Source organism: uncultured Brevundimonas sp., from assembly GCF_947305955.1.
Classification (GTDB): Bacteria; Pseudomonadota; Alphaproteobacteria; order Caulobacterales; family Caulobacteraceae; genus Brevundimonas.
Window position 1 is genome coordinate 32,739 of the sequence record NZ_CAMZFB010000011.1, and the last position, 22,440, is coordinate 55,178.

The 22,440-nt window shown below is 63.4% G+C and carries 17 protein-coding genes; 5 read left to right on the forward strand and 12 right to left on the reverse strand.

Translation table 11 applies throughout. The features are described 5' to 3' along the window. Nucleotide 1: 1 nt before the first annotated feature. From Q0Y42_RS04745 to Q0Y42_RS04785, 9 genes are all read right to left on the reverse strand, one after another. The gene (locus Q0Y42_RS04745) at nucleotides 2–1,630 is read right to left on the reverse strand and encodes a HAMP domain-containing sensor histidine kinase (protein ID WP_297800748.1); all 1,629 of its coding nucleotides are present in this window, start codon (nucleotides 1,628–1,630) and stop codon (nucleotides 2–4) included. Further along, the gene (locus tag Q0Y42_RS04750; RefSeq protein ID WP_297800750.1) at nucleotides 1,609–2,319 is read right to left on the reverse strand and encodes a response regulator transcription factor; all 711 of its coding nucleotides are present in this window, start codon (nucleotides 2,317–2,319) and stop codon (nucleotides 1,609–1,611) included. Before Q0Y42_RS04750 ends, Q0Y42_RS04745 begins: the two co-directional genes overlap by 22 nt. Before the next feature lie 146 nt (nucleotides 2,320–2,465). Further along, complete coding sequence (locus Q0Y42_RS04755) at nucleotides 2,466–3,446, reverse strand: DUF4105 domain-containing protein (RefSeq protein ID WP_297800752.1); 981 nt, start codon at nucleotides 3,444–3,446, stop codon at nucleotides 2,466–2,468. A gap of 191 nt (nucleotides 3,447–3,637) precedes the next feature. Beyond that, nucleotides 3,638–3,874: a hypothetical protein gene (locus tag Q0Y42_RS04760; protein ID WP_297800754.1), complete on the reverse strand. Its 237-nt coding sequence runs from the start codon at nucleotides 3,872–3,874 to the stop codon at nucleotides 3,638–3,640. 101 nt (nucleotides 3,875–3,975) lie between these two features. After that, on the reverse strand, nucleotides 3,976–5,673 hold the full coding sequence (gene leuA, locus Q0Y42_RS04765) for a 2-isopropylmalate synthase (RefSeq protein ID WP_297800756.1): 1,698 nt from the start codon (nucleotides 5,671–5,673) through the stop codon (nucleotides 3,976–3,978). A gap of 325 nt (nucleotides 5,674–5,998) precedes the next feature. Beyond that, nucleotides 5,999–6,826: a DUF2314 domain-containing protein gene (locus Q0Y42_RS04770; protein WP_297800758.1), complete on the reverse strand. Its 828-nt coding sequence runs from the start codon at nucleotides 6,824–6,826 to the stop codon at nucleotides 5,999–6,001. A gap of 113 nt (nucleotides 6,827–6,939) precedes the next feature. After that, entirely contained in the window at nucleotides 6,940–8,256 is a 1,317-nt protein-coding gene (locus Q0Y42_RS04775) for an Hsp70 family protein (protein WP_297800806.1), read from the reverse strand. 125 nt (nucleotides 8,257–8,381) lie between these two features. After that, nucleotides 8,382–9,668 (reverse strand): amidohydrolase family protein, encoded by a 1,287-nt coding sequence (locus tag Q0Y42_RS04780; protein WP_297800807.1) that lies wholly within the window; start codon nucleotides 9,666–9,668, stop codon nucleotides 8,382–8,384. A gap of 137 nt (nucleotides 9,669–9,805) precedes the next feature. After that, complete coding sequence (locus Q0Y42_RS04785) at nucleotides 9,806–12,823, reverse strand: TonB-dependent receptor (protein ID WP_297800760.1); 3,018 nt, start codon at nucleotides 12,821–12,823, stop codon at nucleotides 9,806–9,808. A 310-nt stretch (nucleotides 12,824–13,133) separates the two neighbouring features. Here Q0Y42_RS04785 and Q0Y42_RS04790 point away from each other — a divergent pair, with 310 nt between their 5' ends. Further along, nucleotides 13,134–14,039 (forward strand): acyl-CoA thioesterase II, encoded by a 906-nt coding sequence (locus tag Q0Y42_RS04790; protein ID WP_297800762.1) that lies wholly within the window; start codon nucleotides 13,134–13,136, stop codon nucleotides 14,037–14,039. 98 nt (nucleotides 14,040–14,137) lie between these two features. After that, nucleotides 14,138–15,184: an NAD(P)-dependent alcohol dehydrogenase gene (locus Q0Y42_RS04795; RefSeq protein ID WP_297800764.1), complete on the forward strand. Its 1,047-nt coding sequence runs from the start codon at nucleotides 14,138–14,140 to the stop codon at nucleotides 15,182–15,184. 62 nt (nucleotides 15,185–15,246) lie between these two features. Here the strand turns inward: Q0Y42_RS04795 and Q0Y42_RS04800 are convergent, their stop codons facing one another. Next, nucleotides 15,247–15,741: a DUF3617 family protein gene (locus tag Q0Y42_RS04800; RefSeq protein WP_297800765.1), complete on the reverse strand. Its 495-nt coding sequence runs from the start codon at nucleotides 15,739–15,741 to the stop codon at nucleotides 15,247–15,249. A gap of 230 nt (nucleotides 15,742–15,971) precedes the next feature. On the opposite strand from Q0Y42_RS04800, the gene rpmB reads away from it, so the two are divergent. Beyond that, entirely contained in the window at nucleotides 15,972–16,268 is a 297-nt protein-coding gene (gene rpmB / locus Q0Y42_RS04805) for a 50S ribosomal protein L28 (RefSeq protein WP_292041291.1), read from the forward strand. Nucleotides 16,269–16,383: 115 nt separating this feature from the next. Continuing rightward, nucleotides 16,384–18,087 (forward strand): M1 family metallopeptidase, encoded by a 1,704-nt coding sequence (locus Q0Y42_RS04810; RefSeq protein WP_297800769.1) that lies wholly within the window; start codon nucleotides 16,384–16,386, stop codon nucleotides 18,085–18,087. A gap of 58 nt (nucleotides 18,088–18,145) precedes the next feature. Here the strand turns inward: Q0Y42_RS04810 and Q0Y42_RS04815 are convergent, their stop codons facing one another. Continuing rightward, nucleotides 18,146–20,497, reverse strand: coding sequence for a TonB-dependent receptor (locus Q0Y42_RS04815; RefSeq protein WP_297800771.1), 2,352 nt, complete (start codon nucleotides 20,495–20,497; stop codon nucleotides 18,146–18,148). A gap of 203 nt (nucleotides 20,498–20,700) precedes the next feature. On the opposite strand from Q0Y42_RS04815, the gene Q0Y42_RS04820 reads away from it, so the two are divergent. Next, nucleotides 20,701–21,876 carry a serine hydrolase gene (locus Q0Y42_RS04820; protein WP_297800773.1) on the forward strand — a complete coding sequence of 392 codons (1,176 nt, stop codon included), beginning with the start codon at nucleotides 20,701–20,703 and terminating at the stop codon, nucleotides 21,874–21,876. On the opposite strand, the gene Q0Y42_RS04825 is transcribed toward Q0Y42_RS04820, so the two are convergent. Further along, the gene (locus Q0Y42_RS04825) at nucleotides 21,849–22,418 is read right to left on the reverse strand and encodes an HNH endonuclease (protein ID WP_297800775.1); all 570 of its coding nucleotides are present in this window, start codon (nucleotides 22,416–22,418) and stop codon (nucleotides 21,849–21,851) included. The genes Q0Y42_RS04820 and Q0Y42_RS04825 overlap by 28 nt on opposite strands. Between the last annotated feature and the right edge of the window lie 22 nt (nucleotides 22,419–22,440).

Here is a 22,440-nt window from a genome sequence, read left to right on the forward strand (position 1 = left end):
GTCAGCGCGGCCTCTGCGCCTTGGCATCGGCAGCGGGCAGAGACAACCGGAAGCAAGCCCCTGTCTCTGACGGCTCCAGCGACAGTTCGGCATGGCTGGCCTGAAGCAGGGACACGGCTATCGACAGGCCAAGCCCCGCCCCGCCCTGACTGCGTCGGGTGGTGAAGAAGGGCTCGAAGATGCGATCCACATCGCCCTGTGCCACCCCCGGTCCATTGTCGCGCACCCGCACCACAACCGCATCGTCGACAGCGACGGCGCTGATCTCCACGCGGCTTGCCCCCACCTGACGGCTGTTCTCGAACAGGATGGTCAGGACCATTTCCAGACTTTGCGGCGGCAGGGCTACCTCAGGCAGGTCGCCCGGCAGGTTCGGCCTTATCTCGATCCCGTCTCCCACAGCCGAGCGGACATGGGCCACAGCATCTGCAAGGTCAGCCGCCACCCCCGTCTCGGGCCGCGCCATATCCGCCCGCGCCATATCCAGCAGGCGCGTCACCAGATCGGCCAGTCTGCGGGCATCGGCATCGATATTGTTCAGGAAGCGGGTCCGCTGTTGCGGCTCCATATCCTCATGGTCCTGCAACAGTTCGACCGCGCCCTGAATACCGGCCAGCGGGGTCTTGAACTCGTGGCTGACGGCGGCGGCAAAGTCGCGCAGATACCGCGAGCGCCGCTCCACATTCTCGGCCATCCGCCCGAACTCTTCATACAGGTCGCGAATTTCCACGGCGGCGGTCGGCGGCGGCGGCGGCACCGTGCCCTCGCCCCGCGTCACATCCAGCGCCGCCCGTCGCAGCCGCTCAATCGGGCGGGCAATGCCGCGCGAGACCATCACCGCCACAAGGCTGAGGAAACCCAGCACCACCACAATGCCGATCAGGAACTTGCCCCGATCCTGATAGATGCCCTTGAACAGGGCGCGGGGAGACCGCGAGGTCAGGATGACGGCCTCGACCTTTCCGTTCACCACCACAGGTCGGGCGTGGTGGATACGCAGGCCCGAGGCGCGGCTCAGCCACTCCATCGAATAGCGCGGGCGATAGTTGGAACTTTGCCGCAGCACCGTCTCGGGCCGCCCCTTCAAGGCCGACTGCACCTCGGGCAGGGCCGCCCAGTTACCGCCGAACCCCGCCCCCAGAACCACCGTACCGTTGCGATCCAGCACGGCATAAGACGCCAGCGTCGTCCGCCCCGTCGCATCGATCACAGGGGCCAACCGGTCGGCCATGGCCATGGCGGCAGCCTCGGCAGGCCGCTCGGCCTTCACGGCGATGGGGCGCGGCGGCAGTATCTCGTCAGAGCGCAGATCGATAGTCGCAGGCTCGGGCCGATAATAGTCGGGTCGTTCGCGCTCGGCCTCCGTGGGGCGGACCAGCGTCCCCTCGCCCCACATAGAGGCCGCCGTCGCCGCAACGGCCGCGCTCTGGGCAATCAGCTCGGCCTCGGTCTGGCGCACGAGGGTGTTCTCGTACACCCGCAGAAAGATCGCGCTCAGCCCCGGCAGGACCGCCGCGAACAGCAGCACGCTCAACAGAATGGTCCGCAGCCGCATCGCCGGCCAGTGCGAGCGGACAAAGGCCCTGAGGCTTTCGATCACCCCAGCGATCAATGGCGCACGCCGAGGCATGGCCCCATCTGATAGCCGACGCCCGCGCGGGTCTCGATGACATCATTGCCTCCGACAGCGGCAAACTTGGCCCGCAGGTTGCGGATATGGCTGTCGATAGTGCGGTCGGTCAGTGCAAAGCCCGGCCCGTGGATGCGGTCGATGATGGCGTCGCGGGTAAAGACCTGACGCGGATTGGCAGCCAGAGCCTTGACGATACCGAACTCGGTCACCGTCAGCGGCACGGACGTATCATCCCATGACGAGCGCCAGCCGTCGGTGTCCAGCGACAGCCGTCCCACCCGCACGGCCCCCGGTGGGGGCGGCGGCGGGGCAAGGTTCACACGGCGCAGAATGGCCGCCACGCGGGCCACAACCTCACGCGGGCTGAAGGGTTTGACGACATAGTCATCCGCCCCCAGTTCGATGCCCAGAATGCGGTCGATCTCGTCATCGCGCGACGACAGGAAAAGGACCGGCAGGTCCCCCTGCGCCCGAATACGGCGGCACACCTCGATGCCGTCCATGCGCGGCATGTTGATGTCGAGGATCACCAGATCGGGCTGCTGCGCGTCAATGGAGGCCAGCGCCTGCTCGCCATCCCCCGCCTCACGCGTCGCCAGTCCGGCCTTGCCCAGAGCAAAGGTCAGAAGGTCGCGAATGTGGGGGTCGTCATCGACGACCAGAACGGAACGCTGCATGATGGCCATGTTCAGTCTCTGGCTCCAAAGGTCAACTCATCGGACGGCGGCTGCCGTGATGGATTGATGCCTTGGCTTCGAGCAGGCCCTATGGCGCACGCAGGGATTTTCAGCGCAGGGCGTGTGCAGTTTCTGTGCAGACGCCCCTGTCCCGCCTACAGCCCCTCACGGATAGCGACAGAAAACTCGGCGTCTTCGGGCAAGGCGCGGGCCTTTTCGGTGACGTGGGCCTTGGCCTTGATCTCGTCTAGCGGGCGGTCATTGGCGATCACACCGAGGTCATAGAGATAGTCCTCGGTATGCCCCGACAACAGGATGCGCCAATCCATCGGCAGGCGTGGATCCACCGTCCGTGCCAGCTTCCAGATCACCGTCGTACAGTTGGTGGTTATAGTCTGGTACCAGCGCGGGCGCGCCGCCAGATCATTGCCCAGCTTGAGATAGGACAGGAACAGCGCCTTCTTCTGTTCCGACGTCATGGTCAGGGGGAAGATCGACACATCCTCGCCCCGCGTATGGGTTCGCAGTTTGACGATGTCCTCCTCGGTGGCCCCGATCAGGACCAGTTCGAACTTTTTGAAAAAGCCGCCCAGCTCGGAAAAGGACTCGCCCTTCTCGCGGCGGATTTCGGCGGAAAAGACGATGTGTTGGCCGTCCTCAAAGCCAAAGCTGATCATGGTGTGGGCGATGTGCGGGCTGGCCCAGATCGTGCTGATAAAATCGACCGTCTCCAGCCGGTTCAGATCGACCGTCTGTTCGATCCAGCGCGCCTCGCCGTCATCGCGGGTGCGCCAGCGGAAGTCGCGCACATGGCGAAGATGGACCGTGCCACCCTCGATGTCCGCCTCGATACCGCGTGACAGTTCGGGCACCCAGTCGCGATACTGCAAGGGCCGGACCTGCGCCCACGCCACCGCGACCATGACCATCATGATGCCAAGGACCGCCCACGCCCGCTTCGCCCCCTTGGTCGAGGCCCACAGCACCAGAGCGGTCATAACCGCAGGGAACAGATAGACCCACCACCCCAGCGCCCCCAGCTGGAAATGCACGGCCATAAAGGTCCACGCCAGAAACGGGATGCTGATCAACAGGCTGCCCCATGCCCAACGACGCTTTTCGGTACGCGGTCCCAATCACAGCCCCTGTGTGACAAACGAAAACGGACCCATGCCTAGCACACAGGTCCGCAACGTCACTCTCAACTGCACCACCCTGCAAAAGGATGCATTGCGCCGGACGATCAAACGGTCCCGATACCGCGTGCCCGTGCCGTTACGCCAGCGCGGTCCGTTGGTAGGACCTAGACCTAGACCTAGACCTAGACCTAGACCAACACCATCGCCACCAAGGCGATCATGATGCCGACAATTGGCCACGCCCATTTCGGCCCTCGGGTCGAAGCCCACAGCACCACAAGGGCAACCACCGCCGGGGGCAGATAGACCCACCAGCCCAACGGCCCCAGAACCAGATGTACGGTCATAAAGGTCCACGCCAGAAACGGGATGCTGACGAACAAACTGCCCCAAGCCCAGCGGCGTTTTGCGGTATGCGGTCCCAATCACAGCCCCTCTGTGACAAACGGACCCATGCTTAACACACGGGTCCGCTACGCCACTGTAAACTGCTGCATCAGCGACACTGATGCATTGTGCCGGATGATCAGGCCGCCAGCGTCTGTTCCTGACGCGCAGACGCGGTATTGGCCGCGCTGATGACCGCACGGGCCGAGGCCGTGGCCACGTCGGAATCCATGCCAAAGCCGAACACCGTCTGGCCGTCCGAGGTCCGGCACTGGACATAGGCTGCGGCCTTGGCATCGGCACCCGATCCGATGGCGTGCTCCTGATAGTCGACGATCTCGAACGCCGGACCGCCCGCCTCGCGCATACCGTCCAGCAGGGCCGAGATCAGGCCGTTGCCGCGTCCGGTGATGTTCTGGACCTTGTGGCCGATCTTCACATCGCCGCTGAACACGCGCTGGCCGTCGCTCTTGGCGATGCCATGCTCGGCAAAGGTCATCAGCTCGAACTGCTGCGGGCCTTCGACGCGATAGGTCTTTTTGAAGGACTCCCAGATGTCGGCGCTGGTCAGCTCGCGGCTGGTCTCGTCGGCCAGTTTCTGGACCGCGCGGCTGAAGTCGGCCTGCATGGCCTTGGGCAGTTTCAGGCCCTTGTCCTGTTGCAGCACCCACGCCATGCCGCCCTTGCCGGACTGCGAGTTCACGCGGATGACAGCCTCATAGCTGGCACCGATATCGGCCGGATCGATCGGCAGATAGGGCACGTTCCAGATCTGGTCGTTGCGCTTCTCCTGCGCCTCGAAGCCCTTCTTGATCGCATCCTGGTGCGAGCCCGAGAAGGCCGTGAACACCAGCTCACCCGCATAGGGATGGCGCGGATGGACGGGGATTTGGTTGCAGAACTCCACCGTCTGGACGATCTCCTCCATGTTGGAAAAGTCCAGCTCCGGCGAGACGCCCTGCGTGTACATATTCAGCGCCAGCGTCACGATATCCACATTGCCCGTGCGCTCGCCGTTACCGAAGATACAGCCCTCGATACGATCGGCACCGGCCATCAGACCCAGCTCCGCCGCCGCCACCCCCGTGCCACGGTCGTTGTGCGGATGCAGCGAGATCACCACCGCATCACGGCGCGACAGGTTGCGGATCATCCACTCGATCTGGTCGGCATAGATATTGGGGGTCGAGCATTCGACCGTGGCCGGCAGGTTCAGGATCATCGGCTTTTCAGCCGTCGGCTCCAGAATGTCCTGAACGGCCTCGGCGACTTCCAAGCTGAAATCCAGCTCGGCGGTCGAGAAGGTTTCCGGTGAATATTCAAAGCGCCAGTCGGTGTCGGGACGCTTTTCGGCCTCTTCGCGCAGCATCTTTGCGCCTTCGATGGCCAGTGCCTTCACGCCCGCGCGGTCCATGTTGAACACCACCTCGCGCCATGCGGGCGAGACGGCGTTGTACAGGTGGACGGTGGCGGTGCGCGCGCCTTCCAGCGATTCAAACGTCTTCTGGATCAGGTCACGGCGTGACTGGGTCAGCACCTGCACCATCACATCCTCGGGGATGCTGTCATTACGTACCAGCCCCGAGATGAAGTCGAACTCGGTCGCGCCCGCAGAGGGGAAGCCGACCTCGATCTCCTTCAGGCCGATCTTCACCAGCATGTCGAAGAAACGCTGCTTCTTGGCGGCGTCCATCGGGTCGATCAGGGCCTGATTACCGTCGCGCAGATCGGTGGACAGCCAGCGCGGCGCCTTGGTGATCATCTTGGACGGCCACTGGCGGTTCGGCAGGTCGATTTGCGGAAACGGACGGTATTTGACCGAGGGGTCGCGCAGCATGGATTGCGCCTCTCTTGGATATGCGGATTTTTAAAGGGAGATGTGCGGCGCAGACACGTCGCCACCGAGGCAGCCGTTAACCCCGGCGGCCACTCATAAGTCGCCCAAGGGCGAGTCCGTTATGGAACTTCATCTCAACCATCGCCGCGTTCACTACTGCACTGCAGCGCAAAAATCCACCCCGCGAAATAGGCTAGACCGCACACCATAGGATCAAATTGCCTAAAACATAGAACATTTAGGAATCCTGTTCCGACTTCTTGCCGCAACGCCGACATCTTTCATCCGCCATCGACCGAAAAAGGCGATGATCATCCTTTGTCGATCAGCGGGTCAGAGCCTGAACGATCCGGTCCCAGCCCATGGCCTTGGCCAGATCCAGCGGCGTGCGGCCATCCGGCGTGCGGGCGTCGCGGTCTGCGCCCAGTTCTAGCAGAACCTCGACCGGTGCCAGATTGCCCGCGAACGCCTCCTTATGAAGCACCGTCCAGCCGTCCTCCATCGGCTGCGTCACCCATTCGGGGCTTGCCCGCAGAGATTCAGCGATGCTTTCGCGCGCATTCTCGCTCATGGGGTGCTCGTACGCCCGCGCATGGGCCAGCGCCTCCTGATACGGCAAGCCGGGTGATGCTGTTGCCTTCTTCCACAATCGCGACAGCCCGCTCGCAGGCTTGCTCTTCTCGGCCGCAAACGGCGTGATGTTGCACAGCGCCGGATCGGTGAATGGCAAGCCCCATGCCTCGTCATGCCCCTTGCGCTCGGCGGCATCCATGTCCGCCCGCATGGCCTGTACGGTGAACCCGCCACAGACCATCCCGTCGCAGACGTACATCCAGTCGTCCAGACGCTCGAACGGGGCCGACACGTCCCTGCCCGGCACCATGCCCGGAATATAGTCCGAACCGTTCAGCAGGGTTCCGCTGACGGTCTTGCCGTCAAACCCCACATCCGAGATCCACATGTGTTCGGTCTCGGGGGCATCGCCGCCCTTGGGCACATCAAACGACAGTTTGACCGCGCTCAGGCCCAGCGCCTTGACGATCCGCCGCTGTTCCCACGACTGCTCCCGCACAAAAAAGGGAAAGCTTTCCTTGGCGCGTCGCACCGCCTCGCGCAGGGCCGGATTGTCAAAAGCGGGATAAACCGAGGACACGAACGACTCCTACTGAGACTGGCGCACGGCCCCGAAGATCGGGAGCCGTTAACCACTTCATCACAGGGTCTCGTCAGCTCCAAGCTGAGCCGAAGCCGCTTTTCTTGCGGGCCTTAGCCCAGCCGTTCGCTCCACAGGTCGAGGTCGCTCTCCTGCCCGATCAGGGCCAGACCCGAGGCGATGGATTCGAACTCGCTGCCGCTCTCGATCCGCTCGGCACCAAACCGGCTGACGAAGATATCGCGCACCGCCGGAACAAAGGAGGTGCCGCCCGTCAGGAAGACGCGGTCAACACCGCCCGCATCAATCCCCGCCTCGGCCAAGGCCTTGTCCACGGCGGCCTCCATCGCGGCCAGATCGGGGGCGATCCAGCCCTCGAAGGTGGCGCGGCTGATGGTGGCGCGGATGTCGATGTCTCCGGCCTCGAACACGAACTGCGCCTCGTCCTGCGACGACAGGGCCATCTTCAGGTCGGACACGGCGCGGTAAAGGGCATAGCCGTGGTTGTCGTCCAGCACCTCGACCAGACGCTCCACCTTCTCCGGCTCCTCGGCATCGCGCACCAGCGAACGGATGTCCTTCATGTCGCGCGACGCCCGCAGCAGGGCCAGCTGCTCCCATTTGGCAAAGGCCGTGTAATAGCGTTGGGGAATGGGCAACAGTTTGCCGAAGGCGCGATATTCCGTCCCCTTCCCCAGCTCCGGCGACACCAGATTGTCGATGATCCGATAATCGAACGCATCACCCGCGATCCCCACACCCGCACGGCCAAGCGCCGTCGAGCGCAGCCCTTGCGGCGTCGGCTCGAACCGGATCAGCGAAAAGTCCGACGTACCGCCGCCGAAGTCGGCCACCAGCACGGTCGCAGCCTTGTCCAGCTTGCGCGCGAAGTAAAATGCTGCGCCCACCGGTTCATAGGCATAGCGGATATCCTCGAAACCCAGCTGTTCGAACGCCGCCTGATAGCGTTCCAGCGCCAGTTGCTCATTCGGATTGCCACCAGCAAAGGTCACCGGACGGCCCACGATCACGCGCGGCGGCAGGTCCGCCATAGCCGCGCCGCCATAGTGTTTGACCTGTTTCAAAAAGGCCGCCAGCAGGTCCTCGAACCGATAGCGTTTGCTGTCGATCACCGTCTCGATGAAGGCGGCGCTAGCGGCGAAATTCTTGAACGACTGGATGAAACGCGTTTCCAGAGGATCTTCCAGATAGGCCTCAATGGCCCACGGCCCCGCCGTGATGACGCGCTCGGCCACACCGCCCGCATTGTGCACCAGCTGGAACCCCAGCGCCGAGCGATAGCCCTTCTCCGGACCGTCCGGACCTTCCAGCGTCATGACGTGGGTTTCGCCATCCGGCTGGCTGATCGCCACCACCGTATTGGTCGTTCCAAAGTCGATACCGATGGTGGGAGAGGTCACAGTTTTGATCCGGCAGTCAGTCAGGGGGCGCTCCCCCTACAGCAAAACGAAACGCATTTCGCCCCCGCCAAAAGGGAAAAGGCCGCCCTCCTGACGGAGAACGGCCTTTGGAAGCAGTAAGAGAGAGAGATCGCTTACTGGTTCTTGTAGACGGTGCCGGCGCGCATGACGAAGTCGACGTCCATCAGGGTCGTCACATCTTGCAGCGGGTCGCCGTCAACCGCGATGATGTCCGCGCTGTAGCCCGGGGTGATACGGCCGATCTGGTCGCCCAGACGGAAGTGGTCAGCCGCATTGATGGTGGCCGCCTGAATGGCTTCCAGCGGGGTCAGGCCGGCTTGGACCAGCAGCTGGAACTCGCGGGCATTGGTGCCGTGCGGTGCCACACCGTTGTCGGTGCCGAAGGCGATCTTGACGCCAGCAGCGTGTGCGCGGCGGGCCATGTCCAGCATCAGCGGACCGGCTTCCAGCGACTTCTGGCGCTGGTTGGCGGTGAACTGGTTGCCCGGACGGACAGCTTCGCGGGCCACGAAATCACCGGCCAGCAGGGTCGGCACCAGATAACGGCCCGTCGACTTGAGCAGGCGGATACCTTCGTTGTCGATATAGGTGCCGTGCTCGATCGAGTCGCCACCGGCGCGCAGGAAGCTGGCGATACCGTCCGTACCGTGGGCATGGGCGGTGACCTGGCGGCCCATGAAGTGGGCGGTCTCGACAATGGCCTTCAGCTCTTCATCCGAGAACTGCTGGTTCAGACCGGCACCCGTATCGGACAGAACGCCGCCGGTAGCCGAGATCTTGATGATATCGGCACCATTACGGACGCGTTCACGCACGGCGCGGCGGCAATCGTCCGGACCCGAGCAAACGGCCGTCGAGCGCAGGATCGGCACGAACTGTTCGGCCACGCCGTTGGCGTCACCGTGACCACCGTGCGGGGTCACCATGCCGGTTGCGGCCAGAATGCGCGGACCGACGGTGCGGCCTTGCTGGATGCTGCGACGCAGGGCCACGGCCGATTCACCCGGCCCGCCCAGATCGGCGACAGTGGTGAAACCGGCCTCAAGGGTGATGCGGGCATAGTAGGCGGCGTTCAGAGCCGAGTCGGCCACGGTGTTGGTGTAGCGGGTCGCGCGGTCACCATCACCCTGCTGGCTGCTCAGGTGGACGTGGCTGTCGATGAAGCCCGGCAGGACGAACTTGCCCGACAGGTCCACGACATTGCCTTCACCGACGAAGCCGTCGCGGATTTCCTTGACCTTGCCGTCCTCGATCACCAGCGTCTGGCGCTCGGCCACGCGGCCCGTGGCCGGATCGGCCAGCACGCGGCCAGCGTGGATGTAGGACACCTCACCCGCGAACGCGGCACCGGCCGAAGCCAGCAGGGCGGCGGCAACGCCTGCGACCAGACCCTTCTTCATCGAAACTTTCATACTTCTCTCCTCCGCAGTGCATGTCGCACTGCCCCAAGAACATCACTCTCGCCTCGCCGGTGAAGGTTCGTCCACCGGAAAAGCAGGAAGGGGAGCCGCGAAGGATCGCCGCTCCCCAAGGGTCATCAGAACTTCTTCGTCACAGCGACCGAATAGTAGCGTCCCAGAACGTCGTAGTTCTGCGGATCATAGGTGCCGCGGTTGTCGCCGACCTGCGGCGGTTCCTTGTTGAACAGGTTGGTAACGGTGAAGCGCACCGAGGTCTCCCACGGCAGGTCGACACGGGCGTTCAGGTCGAACACGTCATAGGCATCGACACCGCGCGTGGTGCTGGTCGGCGAGGTCACACGCGCCGAGTTGATCATCTCGGAGGTGTGTCTCCAGCGCAGGCCGACATTCCAGCTGTCACGCGAATAGCCGAGGCTGGTGACGGCCTTCCACTCTGGGTGGGCCTGACCGGCGTTGGCTTCGATGGCGGTGCCCCACGTACCGGCATAGTCATAGACCGGCGCGCCCGGCAGAGCCTGAATCTCGAAGCTCTGCAGATAGGAGATGGCCGAGCCCAGCGTCACCGTGCCGGTATCGCCAAAGCCCAGATCGGCCAGATGCAGACGCCAGTCGAACTGGAAGTCCACGCCCGTGACATTGAACGCACCCAGGTTCAGCAGCGGCTGCTGCGGGTTGATCATATTGCCGTCGACCGTGCTGCGGCCCTGCAGCTGGCAGTAGTAGTTGTTCTTGTCGTAGGTCGGGTTGTTGCCACCGTCGTTGAAGCAATAACGGATGGCATTGTTGACCGTCAGGGTGCCCACCGCATCGGCCACCTCGATCTGGTACCAGTCGATCGAGGCGTTGATGTTGCTCAGCCACGGCGACTGGAAGTTCGGCGAGATGACCGCGCCGAACGAATAGGTGTCAGCCGTTTCCTCTTCCAGATCGGGGTTGCCGCCGGTCAGGGCAAAGACCTGTGCCGCACCGAACTGATAGGTGTCGATGATGGTTTCCGGCACGCCCAGGGCGACGCATAGGGCCGCGACCTGCTGGCCGTTCGGACCTTGGCGGAAGGACGAACGGGTATCGCACGGATCGCCGTCGGTATTGGCCGCGGTGGCGGTACCGATGTTCACCGTTGCTGTCGAGATCGGCGCATACAGCTCACCCACGCTCGGCGCACGCACGGCGCGGTTATAGCCGCCGCGCAGACGCAGGATGTCATTGACCTCCCAGTTCACGTCCGCCTTGTAGGCCTGCACGCCGCCGACCGAGCTATAGTTGGAATAGCGGTAGCCCAGATCGATCTCGAGCGCCTTGACGAATGGCAGGTCCTTCAGGACCGGAATGAGGAATTCGGCAAAGATTTCGGTCGAATCCACATCCCCCGAAGAGGCGCGCAGTTCCGAATAGCCGAGGATGTCGCTGGTGCCATCGGGCTGGGCCAGCAGCGAGTCCGGCTCGAAGGCGAAATCGTTGTAGCGATAGCCGACACCCGCGGCGAAGCGAACCTCGCCAGCAGGCAGTTCGAACAGGCCGCCGGTCACGCTGGCTTCCGCCATGCGCTGGTTCAGCTCATTGGTGTTCTTGGTACGGCGGGTGATGTAGTTCACGCATTCCGCAGACGGAACGTGCGCCCCGAACGGATTGAAACCACCGTCGCACAGTTCGCTGCCACCGGTCGGGCTGTAGAGCAGTTTCGAGATGGCCGTCCGCGACACGCCACCCGACTGGATATTCTCGAAGGCCGAGCGCGAAACCGCCGCATAGGCTTCCCACGTCCAGTCCTTATAGCCGACCTCGCCCGAAAGGCCGCCGATGAACTGGAACACATCATAGGCATAGGTCTGCAGACGCGGACCTGCGAAATCGAGGTCCTTCCAGAACGAGAAGTCCGCCGTCGGATCGGGACGCGAGGCCAGCAGGCCCGCAAAGTCCGAGCTGATATAGGGGTTGGTGACCGGAACGCTCAGGGCATAGGCCAGACCGGCCAGCGTCGGGTTGTAGATACCCTCGGACTCATAGCTGGTCAGGGTGCCTTGCAGGAAGAAGTCGATATTGGGCGTCAGCTCATAGTCGACGCGCGTAAACAGCGAATAGCGCTCATTGTCGTTCTGCACGCTGTTCTGGGTCCAGCCCCACAGCATGTTGGTGCCTGCAGCGTTCAGGAACGCCCCGTCGGTTTCTTCATCGCGCAGGTTCGAAACCGGTGCCGTGGTGCCCAGATTGAACAGGGTCTGGTCGCCGGTGTTGAAACCGATCTGGCCGTTGTAATAGCCGCCGACGCCCGCAATCGGGGCCACGCCATACTGGCCGACGAACAGGTCGTTGACGGCTTCGATGGTCGGACGGTTGGTGCCGAACCAAGCCGTGCCCTGGGCGATGATGGCGGTGTTCGACTGACGATTGCGGCGATAGTAATAGTCGCGCTCGGCCTGCAGGGCGACGTCGCGCGTGGAGTAGTCCAGCGAGATGACGGCCCGTCCACGGTCATCGGCAAAGCGGTCACCCGCCGTTACCGACAGGCGGAAGCTCTCGCCATCGCCATAATCCGAAATGCCGTACTGGGAGGCGACCGTCACGCCTTCGAAGTCGCGCTTCAGGCGGAAGTTCACCACGCCTGCGGTGGCATCCGAACCATAGGCGGTCGAGGCACCACCGGTGATGACCTCGACATTGCCGATCAGGGCTTCGGGGATGATGTTCAGGTCGACCGAACCGTCAGGGTTCGACGGCTGCAGACGCTTGCCGTCCAGCAGGATCAGGGTGCGCTTGGAGCCCAGACCGCGAAGGCTGGCATAGGCCTGACCGCCGTTCAGCGCCGTCGAGGACGAACCCGAGGTGCTCTGGCCCATGGCACCGGCGAACTGCGGCATCTGGGTCAAGGCCTTTTCAACGGTGATCTGGCCAGTGTTCTCGATAGCCTCGGCCGTGACAGAGGCCAGCGGGCTGTTGGAGGTGTAGTCACGACGGGCGATACGCGAGCCGGTGACGACGATGTCGCTGACCTGCGAAACAGATCCGTCCTCGGCAAGGTCCGGCACGTCCTGCGCAAAAGCGGCTCCTGCTGCCAGCGCGGCATAGGCACAGGCCCCCGTCAGTGCGGCACGATATGCCAGACGACCCGTCGAAAAACGTCCACCGAGGCGCATACGCGACTCCCCCATTACAAGTTGTTGGGGCAGCCATGGCACCGGACAACGCGTCCCGCCTTCGCGTTGAGAAATATATTCGCTCAATGGATAATTTCTTTGCCGTGTTTGGAACTATTTCGTTCCAATATTTTTCACTTGCGGAAATATCATTGCATAAAACGCCGAAGGTGCGACATTTCAGCCTTTCATAACGCGACTTTCCGTCTTGCCCCCTTCCGCAAGGACAAGAAGCGGCTTTTGCTTGCACCCCACAACCGCACAGCCGATGATTGGACCCTCCCCTTTGAAGACCTAAGTCTCGCGCCTCATGACCGAACTGCCCTCTCCGAAAGACCCCTCGTCGCCCTCGGCCCCCTCACGCGTGGACAGCCTCGTCGAACTGCTGACGGTCGAGACCCTGGATACGGACCTGTATCGCGGCATCCCCCTGCCGGGTGGCAAGGGTCGCGTTTACGGCGGCCAGGTGGTGGCGCAGGCCCTGCAGGCCGCACAACAGACGGTGGACGGCGGCGTCTGCCATTCGCTGCACTGCTATTTCATGCGCCCCGGTCAGGAAGGCCGCCCGATCATCTTCCGCGTCGCGCGCGACCATGATGGCCGTACCTTCTCGACCCGTCGCGTCATCGCCTCGCAAGGCGGCGAGCCGATCCTGAACATGCTGCTGTCATTCCAGGTGCCTGAGGAGGGGTTAGAACATCAGGACGAAATGCCTGTCGTGCCCCCGCCCGAAGAGCTGGTGCCCGAAATAGAAATGTGGCGTGCAGTCGCAGACAAGCTGCCAGAGGGGCTGCGGGACTATGCTCTGCGCCCCCGCTCTATCGAGTTCCGCCACGTCTATGTCCGCAATCCGATGGCCCCCAAGCCGGAAGCCCCGCGCCATGCCTCGTGGTTCCGCACGTCTAGCCGGCTGGGGGATGACGCGGCCATGCACCGCGCCGTGCTGGCCTATGCCTCGGACATGACCCTGCTCAGCACCTGCGGCCTGCCGCACGCGATCAGCTTCTTTGACCCGGCCTATCAGGTGGCCAGCCTCGACCACGCCATCTGGTTCCACCACGATTTCCGCGCCGATGACTGGCTTCTTTATGTGACGGAAAGCCCCTCGGCATCGGGCGGTCGCGGCTTCAACCGCGGCAAGATCTTCACCCGCGACGGCAAGCTGGTCGCCAGCGTCGCCCAGGAAGGCCTGATCCGAAAACGCGCCCCCAAATAATCCCCCCTGTGTGATCCGCACGACTGGGACTAGGGTAAGCCCCGCAAAGTCCGCGCATGAATTGCTGCGGGTCCACACTTCCGACGGAGCCAATCCCTATGAACGTCAAAGCCTATGGCGCGACCGCAGCCAACCGTCCGGTAGAGGCCATCGAAATCCCCCGCCGCGATGTCGGTGCCCACGACGTCCAGATCGAGATCGCCTATTGCGGCATCTGCCACTCGGACCTGCATACGGTTCGTGGGGAATGGGGCCAGATCAACTTCCCCTGCGTGCCGGGTCACGAGATCGTGGGCCGCGTCTCGGCCGTTGGTGCATCGGTCAGCCGCTTCAAGGAAGGCGACGTCGTCGGCGTCGGCTGTATCGTCGACAGCTGCAAACACTGCCATTCGTGTGACGAGGGGCTGGAGCAGTTCTGCGAGAACGGCATGACCGGCACCTATGATTCCAAGACCGCTGACGCGCCGGGCCACACCCTGGGCGGCTATTCGCAGCGGATCGTGGTCAAGGACGACTTCGTGCTGAAGGTCACCCACGCCGAGGAGCAGCTGCCCGCCGTCGCCCCCCTGCTGTGCGCGGGCATCACTACGTGGTCGCCGCTGCGCCACTGGAAGGTCGGGCCGGGCATGAAGGTTGGCATCGTCGGCATCGGCGGCCTTGGCCACATGGGTGTGAAGCTGGCCCATGCGCTGGGCGCGCACGTCGTGGCCTTCACCACCTCGGAGTCCAAGGTTCAGGCCGCGCTTGATCTGGGAGCCGACGAAGTGGTCGTGTCCAAGGACAAGGCCCAGATGAAGGCCCACGTCCGCAGCTTCGACTTCATCCTGAACACCGTGGCCGCCAGCCACGATCTGGACGCCTTCACCCGCCTGCTCAAGGTCGACGGGACCATGTGCCTTGTCGGCGTGCCGGAAAACGGCCACCCGTCGCCGAATGTCTCCATCCTGATCGGTGGTCGCCGCTCCATCGCCGGCTCGCTGATCGGCGGCATCAAGGAAACGCAAGAGATGCTCGATTTCTGCGCCGAGAAGGGCATCGTCTCGGACATCGAAATGATCTGCGCCGAGCAGATCGAGGAAGCCTATGAGCGGATGCTGAAGTCCGACGTCAAATACCGCTTCGTCATCGACAACAGCACCCTCTAGGACAGACAAAAGCCCGCCAGATCACTCCGGCGGGCTTCTTTCTCAACCTTCCGAGCGCAAGATCAGAAGTATTCGGCGTTGGCGGGGCACTGGGCCGAGATGCGGCGGGCCGTGATGCTGGCCGGAATATAGGGCGTACCGCGCGACAGCTGGGCACCGCCGTTAAAGCGGAACGATTCCTGCTGATAGGTACCGTTCAGGCGCACATTGACGCTGCGGCCCTTGCGGTCACGGCAGCTGCCCTGGAAGCGGGCATTGCCGTTGCCGACCTCGCGCACAGGATAGGTGCACTGCCATTTGCGCGTCGACAGACCACCGAAGAAGCGGTTGATCTCGGACGGGCGCACGCATTTCTGTTCGGTGTCACGCACACCCAGCACGCTGGTGGTATATTCCCAATAACCCGGCAGGACCTCGTGCTGCGAAGCCTGTGCCTGCGGTGCGGACGCGGGCGCAGCCAGCAGGACCGCACCGGCAACCAGCGGAAGCGTCACAGCGGCCAGACGCAGACCTTTGGAAGGAGCGACGGCAGCGGCTTTGATTTTCGAACGGCTCATCATAGGCTCCTGTATATGGACAATGGCTTGAACGGTGGGTGAACGGGTTTGATCCCTGACATTTATCCGAAGATTCCGTCGTTGAACGGACTCAAACGCCAGACTCGGCTTGACGCCAAGTGAGTCCTTCCTCTATACGGCCCCCTCTCGCGTGGGCCCAAAAGCCTTACGCGCCACCTGTTTTCATGCGTCCGCAACGTTTGCGCGGATGTGACCTTGAGGATCTTAAGATGTCGCGTCGTTGCGAACTCACCGGTATCGGCCCGATGGTCGGCCACAACGTGAGCCACTCGAACATCAAGACCAAGCGTCGTTTCCTGCCGTCCCTGAAGACGGTCAAGGTAACCTCGGACGCTCTGGGCCAAACCTTCTCCCTGCGTATCTCGAACGCTGCCCTGCGCACGCTCGACTACAAGGGCGGTCTGGATGCCTTCATCGTGAAGGCTCGTGATGAGAAGCTCTCGGCTGCTGCCCTGCGCATCAAGCGTCAGGTCAAGGCCAAGCTGGCTGAACAAGCCGCTGCCTAATCAGCCCTGCTGATTTTGAAGTTCTGGAAGAGGCCGCTGGAAACAGCGGCCTTTTTCTTTTGCCTCTTCGCCCGTAAAGCTCGCCGGATACCCGAGATTCACGGATTGATAGAAGATGCCCCTGCGCCGCCCCGCCCTGTTGTGCTGCACCGCCCTTATGGCCTGTCTGGCCGTAACGGTTCCCGCGTTGGCAAGCACGGAACAGCGCACGGCGACGCCCTTCACCCTTTCCAGCGGCACGCCCCGCACGCCGGAACAGGAAGCGGTCCGGTTCGATTCCGCCCGTCTGGCCTTTGATATCAAGCCCGAAACCTATTCCGTTCAGGCCCACGCCCGCCTCGATTTCACGGCGACCGCGCCCGTCTCGGCCATCGTGCTGGAACTGGATACCCGTTTCGACATCGACGGAATTCAGGTCGGCGATACCGACATCACCGACTGGAGCAATCCCGAGGGCCGCCTGACCATTCCCCTGCCGCGCCCGCTGGCAGCCGGAGAATCGGTGGCGGTGAACATCGCCTATGGCGGCCGCCCCCATCCGGCCAGCCGCGCCCCGTGGGACGGTGGCTGGGTCTGGAGCCTGTCGAACGGCAAGCCGTGGATCGCCACCGCCGTTCAGGGCGAGGGCTGCGACCTAATCTTCCCCTGTATCGACCATCCGCTGGGCGAGCCCGCCCGCGTGGACATGCACATCACCGTGCCTGCCGGCCTTTCCGCCCCCGCCAATGGCCGTCTGGTCGGCAAGCAGGAGCACGGCGACGGCTCGACCACATGGCACTGGACCACGCGCGATCCCGACACCTATGCCATCACCCTCAATGTCGGCCCCTATCAGGAACTGACGGGCCAGTACGAGAGCCGCTTCGGTAACACCATCCCGATGCATTTCTGGGCGCTGGACAGCGTGCCGCAGGACAAGGCGCAGGGCCTGTTCGCCCAACTGCCGTCGATGCTGGATTTCTTCGAGGAATGGGTCGGTCCCTATCCCTTCGCCGACGAAAAGGTCGGGGTGGTCGAGACCCCGCACCTCGGCATGGAGCACCAGACGATCAACGCCTATGGCAATGGCTACAAGCTGGACGGCAAGGGATACGACTGGCTGCTCCAGCATGAACTGGCGCACGAATGGTTCGGCAACCAGATGACCAATGTGTCGTGGGACGACATGTGGCTGCACGAAGGCTTCGGCACCTATATGCAGCCGCTCTACGCCTATTGGCTGCACGGCGAGCGGGCCATGCAAGCCGAGCTGGAAACCATGCGCCGCACCGTCACCAACCACCACCCCATGGTGTCGGGCCAGCCGCAATCGGCGGGCACGGTCTATAAGGCCGAGACGGGTCCGGCGCTGGACCTCTATTACAAGGGCGCGCTGATCGCCCACACCCTGCGGATGCAGATCGGTGACGCCGCCTTCAAGGAAACCCTGCGCCGTCTGGTCTATGACCGTGCCGATCCGCAACCGGGTAATTTCCAGCCCGTTTATCGCACCACCGCCGACTATGTGGCCATCGTCAACGAAGTGACGGGCAAGGACTGGGGCTGGTTCTTCGACGCCTACCTCTATCACGCCGCCCTGCCCGATCTGGTCATGACACGCGAAGGCGAAGCCGTGCGCCTGACGTGGCATACAGGGTCGGATCGCCCCTTCACCCTGCCGGTCGAAGTCGAGATCGGCGGCACCCGCCGCACGATCGACATGGCCGATGGTACGGCGGTGTTCAGCGCCCCCGCCAGCGCCCACATCATCCTCGATCCGCAGTCGAAAATCCTGCGCCGCCTGCCCCACATCGAGGCATGGAAGGCCGCCGCCAACTGACAAAAAGGCTCCGCAGTTGGCTGCGGAGCCCCTCGTTCATCGGCCAAGGTGCGTACGATCAGTATTTGACCGTCAGCTGCAGCCCAAAGGTGCGCGGCATGTTGAAGTTGCCATAGTCGCCGAAGGTCGGGCGGTTGGACGGGTCGCGGCGGTACACGAAGGTCTTGTCCAGCAGATTGCGCGACCACAGTGCCAGCTCCAGATCGGGACCGCCCGGCTTGGTCGGGATGTCGGCGATGGCGATACGGCCGTTGACGATGAAGGAGCTGTCGTTCTTCACGTCGAACTGCTCGAAGCTGTAGCTGGCGTCGGCATAGTTGGCGTCAATGTGCGCCTTCAGGGTCACCCCCATGAAGGGCGATTCCCAGTCAGCAGCGAAGTTTGCAGCATTCTCGGGCGTATAGGCGATGAACACCTGCTGGACCTTGCCCGTGAACGGGTTGGCCGTGTCCGGCACCTTGGCGTCGGTATAGGTGTAGGATGCCGACAGACGCAGGTTCTCGGTGGCTTGGAACTGGCCCTCCAGCTCAAGCCCGCGGATCTTGGTCGTGCCCGGCGCATTGACCGTTTCCAGCGTGTTTCGGGTGCCGGTGATCAGGCTGAAATCCAGCTGGCTGTCGGTGCGATCCATCGCATAGAGCGCCGCGTTCAGGCGGACGCGGTTGTCGAACAGGTCGCTCTTGATGCCGATCTCATAGGCCTCGACCTCTTCCGGATCGAAGGAACGATAGGTCAGCGAGCGCGAAGACGCCCCGCCCGCACGGTATCCGGTCGAGTATTTGGCATAGACGCTGACGTTCTCGCTCGCGTCATAGGCCACCGTGACCAGCGGGTCGAAACGCTCGACCGAGGAGGCGAACGTCAGCTCGCCCGACACGCCGTTCACGACCGGAAGCGCGTTGTTGACGATCTCCAGCGTGCCGTCCTTGTCGTCCCATGTGAAACGGCCGCCGACCGTGATGTGCAGGGCGTCGTTCAGGATGTCCGGCGTCCAGGTAGCCTGACCATAGACGGCCTTGGATTCCGAATGGGCGGTCGAGGCGCGGTCGATGAAGCGCGAACCGCGCAGCGTCGGCGTCGGGTCAAGGATGGTGTAGCCCGTGCCATCCGCGTTCCAGCGGTTGGTCGTCGGTGTCGCCGCGTCATCCGACACGGTTTCCTTGAAGTAGTAGAGACCCGCCACATAATCGATACGGTCACCGATATTGCCGACCGCCTGCAGTTCCTGACTGAACTGGTGCTGCCAGAAGCCCGCCAGCGAATAGCGGCTGAAGTTGGCGTTCGGGCCGACCACCGGGGGACGGTGGGCCCCGGCGATATTGTCCCACTGGTCCACATCCAGATCGCGGTAGGCGGTGATGGAGCGGATTTCCAGATTATCGCTCGGACGCCACGACAGGTGCAGGTCGATGCCGCGCGTGTCGTTGATGTTCCATTGCTGCGGCACGCCGATATCGGCCACCCGCATACGCTCCTTGCCCTCGACCTCGACCAGCGGCGACAGGTCACGAATGCTGCCCGACGGGATGGAGGTGGAGGTGAACGGCACCACCGGCAGGTTGAAATAGTTCCAGTTCAGCAGCTGGCTGTAGAAGGGGGTGTTCTTGTCCTTGCTGATGTCGGCGGCAAGTGTGGCGCTGAAGGTATCGCTCGGCTCCCACCGCACCTGTCCGCGCAGGCCACGTCGGTCGTATTCGCCAAAACCCTGCTCGCCCGACAGGCGGTTCTTGGTCACCGGACCCTGCACCGAGATCACACCATCGACCTTAAAGGCGAAGTCGCCCAGCGCGGGGAAGTCCACGTGGACTTCGGAGTTATAGGAATCGAGGTTGCCGATACCCGCCACGGCCCGCAGTCCGAACTCGCCCGTCGGCTTCTTGGTGATCAGCGACAGGGCGCCGCCTTCGGTGTTTCGGCCAAACAGGGTGCCTTGCGGACCCTTCAGCACTTCAACGCGATCGATATCCAAAAGCGCCGCCGCCAGACCATGCTGGCGCGCCAGATAGACGCCGTCGATATAGACGCCAACGCCCTGTTCACGCGCGGGCTGGTTGGCGTCATTGGGCACGATGCCACGAATGCCGACCGTCAGCGCCGACTGGCGGGCTTCAAAGGTGGTGATCCGCAGGCCCGGCACGCTGCCATCCGACAGGTCCATCAGGCTCTGCACATTGCGGTTGGTCAGGTCCTCGGACGAAGCCACCGAGATCGAAATCGGCGTGTCCTGCAGATTGGTGGCGCGCTTGGTCGCGGTCACGACAATGTCCGACAGCCTTTGCGTCGTGTCGGCATCGGTCATCGGCACCGCATCTTCGGGTGCTCCGTTGACCAGTTCATCATTGGCCAAGGCCGGAGCGGCCATTGCCAGAGAAAGGGCTGAAAAGGAGACAGCCGCCATCAGTCGTTTCATCGCATATCCCTCGCCTCGCGCCTGTCGCGTCGAGCAAGGGGCGATCTACGAAGCGATTGCGAACGGCTGACGACCGAACAGCCTCAAGAACAACACTGTTTTTCCGCAGCAGCGTGACGATCACTCCGACCTCGGACCAAGCGTTACACATCCGTCGATTTGACGTATTGCTGTGGTCGCAATTCGAACCGGAGGGGTTTTCCATGCGCCGACTTTCCGCACTGGCCGCCAGCCTGATCCTGAGCACCGCGCTTGTTTCGCCCGCGGTGGCACAGGATGTCCTGCCCGCGCTGGAGACGCCGTCGCAGGTGCTGTTCTGGCCGCAGGCCGCGCGCGAGGCAGGCTTTCGCGCCATGGACCAGATCGTCCCCCACCGCGTGATCAAGGCGGGCGAGCGTCCCCATCCCCTGCCCGCCGGAGAGCCACTGGATCTTGATGTCGACGCCTATATGCAGAGCGAGCACACCGCTGGCATCCTCGTGCTTCAGGACGGCCATATCCGATTCGAGAAGTACGGCCTTGGCTTCACGCCCGAGGGCCGCTGGACCTCCTTTTCGGTCGCCAAATCCCTGACCTCGACGCTGGTCGGGGCGGCGATCAAGGATGGCTATATCGAAAGCCTCGAGACACCCATCGTCCGCTACCTGCCCGAACTGGCGGGCAGCGCCTATGACGGGGTCACCGTGCGCCAGCTGCTGACCATGACATCGGGCGCGGACTGGAACGAGGACTATACCGACCCCAACGCCGACGTGGCCCGCTTCTTCACCAAGCACGAGACGGGCGGCATGGACCCGACCCTGCATTACATGCGCCAGCTGAAGCGCGCCGCAGAGCCGGGCACCCGCTGGCACTATTCAACGGGCGAGACCAATCTGGTCGGCGTTCTGCTGACCCGCGCCACGGGCAAGCCATTGGCCGACTACCTGTCCGAAAAACTATGGCAGCCCTATGGGATGGAGCGCGATTCCGGCTGGATGATCGACGAGACGGGTCAGGAAGCTAGCGGCTGCTGCGTCATCGCCACCTTGCGCGACTGGGGCCGCGTGGGCCAGTTCATCCTCGACGGCGGGCGCATCGGCGACACCGAAGTCCTGCCCCACGGCTGGCTGGAACAGGCCACCACCAAACAGGCCGACATCGGCGAGGAAGGCGAAGGCTACGGCTTCCAGTGGTGGACCCACGAGAACGGTCGTTTCGGCGCCTATGGCATCTTCGGCCAGTCGATCACCATTGACCCGAACCGCCGCACCGTCGTCGTCATCCTGTCGGCATGGCCCACAGCCACAGGCCGCTCCGCCCAGCGCTCGGCCCTGCTCGCGCAAATCGCCGCCGCAGTCGACGCCGCCCCTCAGGCCTCCAGCGCGACGTCCCAGTAAAGAAAGTCGAGCCAGCTCTTGTGCAGGGTCTGGGGCGGGAATTTCCGGCCCGCTTCCTGAAGCTGCCATGTGGTGGGGCGCTCGACTTTTCGTCGCAGGGGCATCTGGGCCTGCAGGGGGGTCCGTCCGCCCTTCTTCAGATTGCACGGACCGCAGGCGGTCACGATGTTGCGCCATGAGGTGATGCCGCCCTGCGAGCGGGGCAGGACATGATCGAAGGTCAGGTCGTGGGACGTGCCCCGCTCTCCGCAATACTGGCAACGGAAGCCGTCGCGCAGGAACACATTGAAGCGGGTAAAGGCGGGACTGCGGTCCTGATCGATATAGGACTTCAGGCAGACCACACTGGGCAGCTGCATTTCCATCGAGGGGCTGCGGACCACGCGGTCATAGGTGGCCACCACCTCGACACGGTCCTGCCAGACCGCCTTGATCACCTCTTCCCACGACCACAGCGACAGCGGGAAATAGGACAGGGGCCGGAAGTCGGCATTCAGCACGAGAGCCGGATAGCCCGAGGGCGAGCCAGTCAGGACCTGCATCGCGCAAGCCCTCCGGCACGGC